The organism is Gilliamella sp. Pas-s95, from assembly GCF_009795795.1.
Classification (GTDB): Bacteria; Pseudomonadota; Gammaproteobacteria; order Enterobacterales; family Orbaceae; genus Gilliamella; species Gilliamella bombicola.
Window position 1 is genome coordinate 22,110 of record NZ_WTFC01000035.1, and the last position, 6,853, is coordinate 28,962.

The 6,853-nt window shown below is 38.3% G+C and carries 5 protein-coding genes; all 5 read right to left on the reverse strand.

Annotated elements, in window-relative coordinates; all coding sequences use genetic code 11:
* Positions 1-128: 128 nt before the first annotated feature.
* The gene (tkt, locus tag GQ598_RS09310; protein ID WP_160403883.1) at positions 129-2,135 is read right to left on the reverse strand and encodes a transketolase; all 2,007 of its coding nucleotides are present in this window, start codon (positions 2,133-2,135) and stop codon (positions 129-131) included.
* Positions 2,136-2,273: 138 nt separating this feature from the next.
* On the reverse strand, positions 2,274-3,224 hold the full coding sequence (gene tal / locus GQ598_RS09315; RefSeq protein ID WP_160403884.1) for a transaldolase: 951 nt from the start codon (positions 3,222-3,224) through the stop codon (positions 2,274-2,276).
* Positions 3,225-3,565: 341 nt separating this feature from the next.
* Positions 3,566-3,802: a FeoC-like transcriptional regulator gene (locus tag GQ598_RS09320; RefSeq protein ID WP_160403885.1), complete on the reverse strand. Its 237-nt coding sequence runs from the start codon at positions 3,800-3,802 to the stop codon at positions 3,566-3,568.
* 77 nt (positions 3,803-3,879) lie between these two features.
* Positions 3,880-6,204 carry a Fe(2+) transporter permease subunit FeoB gene (feoB, locus tag GQ598_RS09325; protein WP_370516539.1) on the reverse strand — a complete coding sequence of 775 codons (2,325 nt, stop codon included), beginning with the start codon at positions 6,202-6,204 and terminating at the stop codon, positions 3,880-3,882.
* Complete coding sequence (locus GQ598_RS09330; RefSeq protein ID WP_085248100.1) at positions 6,201-6,443, reverse strand: FeoA family protein; 243 nt, start codon at positions 6,441-6,443, stop codon at positions 6,201-6,203. Before GQ598_RS09330 ends, feoB begins: the two co-directional genes overlap by 4 nt.
* Between the last annotated feature and the right edge of the window lie 410 nt (positions 6,444-6,853).

The following is a 6,853-nucleotide window of genomic DNA, read 5'->3' on the forward strand; positions in this document are numbered from 1 at the left end:
TAACCAATTATTGATTTTTCAATAATAAAAAAATGAGTTAATTCTTTTGATTAATACACATTATCTAAATAACAAAAAAACGCCATCAACACTTTCGCTGATGGCGTTTTGTTAGTGTAATAAATTAACTATTTCAATAAACTATTTGCTTGCGCAAGTACATTTTCAACAGTAAAGCCAAACTCTTTAAACAGTTGATCCGCTGGACCTGATTCACCAAAGCTTGTCATGCCAATTACTTTACCATTAAGGCCAACATATTTATACCAATAATCGCTAATACCCGCTTCAATAGCAAGGCGGGCTGTGACTGACGATGGCAATACTGACTCTTTATAAGCCTGATCTTGTTTATCAAACACATCAGTTGATGGCATTGATACCACCCGCACTTTTTTACCTGCTTGTGTCAATTGTTGATAAGCTTCAACGGCAAGTTCAACTTCTGAACCCGTCGCAATAATAATTAAATCTGGTGTACCTATGCAATCATTTAAGATATAACCACCGCGATATACATCAGCTAATTGATGAGCAGTGCGATCTTGTTGTTTAAGATTTTGTCGTGAAAAAATCAACGCTGTTGGACCGTCTTTACGATCTATTGCATATTGCCACGCAATAGCTGACTCGACTTGATCGCATGGTCGCCAAGTACTCACATTAGGCGTCATACGTAAGCTTGCCATTTGCTCAACAGGTTGATGCGTTGGTCCATCTTCACCCAAGCCAATTGAATCATGAGTATAGACAAATAAAGCACGAATCTTCATTAATGCCGCCATTCGAATGGCATTACGTGCATATTCCATAAACATTAAGAATGTCGCACCATAAGGAATAAATCCACCATGTAATGCAATACCATTCATAATAGCAGACATACCAAATTCACGCACACCATAATGGATATAATTACCATCCGCATTAGCTAAGATCTCTTTAGAGCCTGACCACATGGTTAAATTACTTGGTGCTAAATCAGCCGAACCACCTAAAAACTCAGGTAAAGCAGGGGCAAACGCTTCAATAGCATTTTGTGATGCTTTACGGGTAGCAATTGTTGCTGGATTTGCTTGGAGTTTATTCACCACATCGTTAGCAATTTGTGACCAATTTACCGGCAAATCACCATTAACACGACGTTTAAATTCTTTGGCTAATTCAGGATAAGCCTTAGCATAAGCATCAAAACGAACATTCCATTCATCTTCGATCTGCTTACCTTTAGCTTTAGCATCCCAAGCATCATAGTAGTTTTTAGGAATTTCAAAAGCAGGATAATTCCAGCCAAGTGCTTTGCGTGTTGCTTCAATTTCGGCATCGCCTAATGGTGCACCATGGCTTTCATGGCTGCCGGCTTTATTTGGTGAACCAAAACCAATCACCGTTTTACACATTAATAATGATGGTTTATCGGTTACCGCTTGCGCTTGCTCGATAGCTTCTTTTAACGCTTTAGCGTCATGACCATCAATACTACGGATAACGTGCCAGCCGTAAGCTTCAAAACGTTTTGCGGTATCATCAGTAAACCAACCTTCGACTTCACCATCGATTGAAATGCCATTATCATCGTAAAACGCAATAAGTTTACCTAATTTAAGAGTACCTGCTAACGAACACACTTCGTGCGAAATACCTTCCATCATACAACCATCACCCATAAACACATAAGTATGGTGATCAACAATAGTATGCTCAGGTTTATTAAATTGTGCAGCTAAGGTTCTTTCGGCAATAGCCATACCTACGGCATTAGCAATACCTTGACCTAGAGGTCCGGTTGTTGTTTCAACACCCGGTACATAACCATATTCAGGGTGTCCTGCAGTTTTTGAATGCAACTGACGAAAATTTTTTAGATCATCAATGGTCACGTCATAACCGGTTAAATGCAATAAACTATAGATCAACATAGAAGCATGACCATTTGATAAAATAAAACGGTCGCGATCAGCCCATTTTGGGTTGTTTGGACTATGTTTTAAAAAGCCACGCCAAAGCACTTCAGCCATATCTGCCATACCCATCGGCGCACCAGGATGCCCTGATTTTGCTTTCTGTACGCCATCCATGCTCAATGCTCTTATCGCATTCGCCAGTTCGCGGTGGGATAGTGTGGTTGCATTCATATTATAATCTCCAAAAAAATTTTTTGAGTAAAAATTTGTTAATACCTGCAAGGTGGATATCACTTGCAAAATAGCTAGTTAAATCAACAAAAATTAGTATAAAAATGGGGAGCTAACTCCCCTATCATGTGCAAATGATTATAGCAGTGCGCCAATCATATCTTCTAATTTTCCTTGATCAACGGCAAATGCGCGAATGCCTTCGGCTAATTTTTCAACTGCCATGGCATCACTATTATGTTGCCATCTAAATTCGGCTTCGGTCATTGGCGTAGGGCGCTCAACCAAAGATTGATTTGGATTAAGTTTTTGCACAACAGGCGCATTTGATTGTTGCATTTCGGCAAGTAAATTAGGCGAAATTGTTAACCTATCACAACCGGCTAATGCCAAAATCTGATCGACTTTACGGAAGCTTGCACCCATCACAACTGTTTTATAACCATGTTGTTTATAATAATTAAAAATATTACGCACAGAAACAACGCCCGGATCTTCATCAGCCACATAAGGATCGATTGGTTTTTTAGCTTGATACCAATCATAAATACGCCCTACAAATGGCGAAATTAAAAAGGCATTGACTTCAGCACACGCACGCGCTTGTGCGAACGAAAATAGTAACGTCAAATTACAGTTAATACCTTCTTTTTCAAGTACTTCTGCTGCTTTAATACCTTCCCACGTTGATGCAATCTTAATTAAAATACGAGACTTATCAATGCCTTTTTCTTGATAAAGTGCAATGATTTTACGCGCTTTTTCAATACAACCTTGTTTATCGAAAGACAAACGCGCATCCACTTCGGTCGAAATTCGTCCTGGAACGGTTTTTAAAATCTCAGCACCAATATTCACCGCAACTTGATCACACGCATTAACTAACTGCTGTTCTTTACTGCCACCTAATTTTTTAGCGGTTTGCACTGCAGAATCAATTAAATTGCGATATTGAGGAAGTTGTGCTGCTTTCAAAACAAGAGAGGGATTCGTTGTTGCATCTTCGGGGAAAAACTGCTTAATCGAATCGATATCACCCGTATCAGCTACCACCACAGTTAATTTTTTAAATTCATCTAATTGACTCATACTTTTTATCCTCATACAGCGTGTTATTATAATGTAAAGTATAATAACATTTATTCCATAATAAAACGACTTTGTCATTGGATGATGATTCATCTTGGTTGTGTTCAAAAAAAACACAGTAAAATGCAAACAAAAAAGGCGGAATCAAGCTTTACCGTAACATTATCACTCATTAATATTAGTTATGTTTGCTATTTTTAGCGTACAAATAAATTCAATTATGTGAATTAAATCACAAAATCAAATTAGGATTAATTTGCATTAATCGATCTTTAAATCGACAAAATGCTTAACAAAAAAATTTGCAGATTTAAAAATTCGCTAAATTATAATTTAATTGCTTAAGCCCAAACATATTCAAGTTGACTAGTTAAACCACAACTTATACAAGAACGGCACTGATTAGCTTGGCAAGGCAGTGGCTGATCTTGCGCTATCAATTTTATCACGCCTTTTTTGATCCAAAAACGTAACATCTGCTCAGTTGCGCTTTCGGGTAAGTGAAAGTGTCTGGCAATATCTTGCAATGGTGCACGACCTTTTAATTGTACATAATCACGAATTGATGTTATTAACATAGTCATAACCAAAGTTGCAAGGCGATCCCTGCATACTTTTCCTCTATTTATATTTTACAAATTAGCCAGGCATTTATTTACTGACAGCATGATGATTTTTTACAATGGGATATATTTGGCGCTGCTGATTGATTAAAAGGCAAATATTGCCCAAAAATACGCATAAACAGTACCATTACCACAATAAATGCACTGCACCCCATTAGCCACCAAACGGCGACAGGCGAATGCCCAAGTAACGTACATTGATAATAAATAGTTGCCGTAAGCCACGCAACGGTAAAAGTCCAAATTGCCACAAATACCATCCACTTAAAACCAGCTTCGCGATAAACTGCGCCCAACGCTGCAGCACAAGGAGTATAAAGTAAAATAAAAATTAAATAACTCATCGCAGCTGAAGGGGTACCAAACCCATTTTTAATTTGTGAAATTGTTGTCGAATCCACCGCTAAATCAACCTGTAGTGAATCCATATCTTGTGAAGCAGTGTTAAATCCTAACGGATCTAAAACTGCATTCGACAAACTCGCCAAATTTTTCGGAATGGTTGCTAGCGCCTCTAAAATTCCTTGCGACAAACTAAATGGCTCGGCTTGCTCGTTATCATCATCGATAGCATAAAGCGAATTGAGTGTTGCAATTACCGATTCTTTAGCAAAAATACCAGTAAAAATTCCTACTGTTGCTGGCCAGTTATCATGGTTAATTCCCATCGGTGCAAATGCAGGCGTGATTTTTTGGCTAACAACAGAAAGCATAGAGTTTTGAGAACTTTCTTGCCTAAACAAACCATCACTTCCCCATGAATTAAGCACACTTAACACAGTTACCATCAACACAATAGCTTTACCCGCTCTAAAAATAAACGACGTTAAGCGCTGCCAAGTCAAACTAATTAGACTACTTAAAGTCGGAATACGATACACAGGTATTTCCATAATAAATGGTGTGAGTGAACCTTTTAACAAAGTAAATTTGAGCACAAAGCCCGTCACCATTGCCACCGCTATGCCGAACAAATATAACGCAAACACCACTATAGAGGAATTTTTAGGGAAGAATATTACTGCAAATAATGCATAGACCGGCAACCTTGCCCCACAGGACATAAAAGGAATCATACAAATCGACATAATGCGATCACGTGTGCTTTCTAGCGTTCGCGTGCCCATAATGGCTGGTACACCACAGCCAAACCCCACAAGCATTGGCACAAATGCTTTACCCGGCAAACCAATACTGCGCATTAACCGATCGATTACCATTGCTGCACGCGCCAAATAGCCAGAATCTTCTAAAAACGACAAACAAAAAAACATCGCCCCAATAACAGGAATAAACGTTGAAACAGTTTGAATGCCGCGACCAATACCATTGGCTAAAATAGCTGTAATCCAATTTGGAGCATTGATAGTGTGAAGTAGCTCGGTTGTGCCATTAACAAAAATAGTACCAAAAAGCACATCAAAAAAATCAATAAACACCGCTCCAAAATTAATTGCCACCATAAACATGGCATACATAGCTAGCAAAAAGAATGGAATCCCAGTAATACGCCCTAACGTAATATTATCTAACCTATCAGAAAAATGACGGCTAAGCTCACGCGGTTTCTCAATGACTTTTTTACAAATTACATCAATCGTGTCATAACGAGCGCTAGCAAGTGCCACATCGATTTCATTATCACACCATTTTGCAAGCGACAATCGGCAGTCCGCTAACATTTTGGTTTCACATTGTGATAAGCGATAGCGCGAATCATCTAATAAGGCATCTATCAATTGCCAGCGATTAAATTGGCGCACAACGCTATCTTCAGGCAGATCACAAAGATAACGTTGAATCACCGCTTGCTGATCATCGCCAAGCAGATCAATCGATGGCTGTGCAGTATATGGACGTATTACCATGTTTTCGATTTGTTGATAAAAGCCCTGTAAACCCATTTTTTGACGAGATGATATTGCCACCACCGGACAACCGAGCAAAGTCGACAACAAATCAACATTAATCTGTTCGCCCATGGCTTTAACAGCATCGATCATATTTAACACAACAATCATTGGCACTTGCAAATCAATCAACTGGCAAGTTAAATACAAACTGCGTTGCAAATTAGTTGCATCAATAATATTAATAATCAGGCTGTCACTTTCGGACAGCACGAATTGGCGCGCAATAAGCTCATCTTGCGAAACACTAAGTGGATCAGGTTCAATCGAATACGTACCGGGCAAATCGATAACTTCATATTGCGTATGATGATAAGTGAATATACCAGTTTTACGCTCAACGGTCACACCCGGCCAGTTCCCTACTCGCTGTTTTGAGCCCGTTAGTACATTAAATAACGTTGTCTTACCGCAATTAGGGTTACCAATTAATGCTAACTTCACGCACTTACCTCCATCACTTCAATGGCTTGCGCTTCTTTACGACGTAAACAAAGTGCAAATCCACGCATTTTAATTTCAATTGGATCACCAAGTGGCGCAACGCGCACAGCCAAAACCTTACAACCCGGCGTAATGCCCATTGCAAGCAACTTTCGACGAAAGGGTAACGATTCAGGTAATAATCGAGTAATTACCGCCTCGCGCCCTAAAGGTAACTGGTTAAGGGTAAAAGATGACATTATGCTTCCTAAAAATAACGATAGTATTAATAAAAGTAATCGTTTAAATTAAAGATGCATATTTTAAAAAAAATCAGAGTTATTTTTAGTGTAAAAATGCGAATTATTCTCAATAACAATAAATAACAAGTAAAAAAAACGAAAAAATAGCTAAACCATAGAAAACTCAAATTAAAACTCATTCGGTTTTGCGCTTTTATACCTGTCAAATAAATCTTAACAATAGCTTTCAGATGTTCTAAAAGCGCTATTGTTTTTATAAAAATTGCTCAGGTATCGTATTTATTTTTTAATAAAATTAAGTGGTTAACTGTGTTTTTTTGTGAAAAACCTAGATTACACCATGAAGTGCAATTTTTCTTAGCTCCTTTGAATAAAAGGAGGCAGGGCTTTTAAACTTATGCCGTTTT

Coding starts and splice junctions, on each gene's coding strand:
- tkt (WP_160403883.1), bottom strand. CDS start 2,135: ATGAATGCAACCACACTATCCCACCGCGAACTGGCGAATGCGATAAGA.
- tal (WP_160403884.1), bottom strand. CDS start 3,224: ATGAGTCAATTAGATGAATTTAAAAAATTAACTGTGGTGGTAGCTGAT.
- GQ598_RS09320 (WP_160403885.1), bottom strand. CDS start 3,802: ATGTTAATAACATCAATTCGTGATTATGTACAATTAAAAGGTCGTGCA.
- GQ598_RS09330 (WP_085248100.1), bottom strand. CDS start 6,443: ATGTCATCTTTTACCCTTAACCAGTTACCTTTAGGGCGCGAGGCGGTA.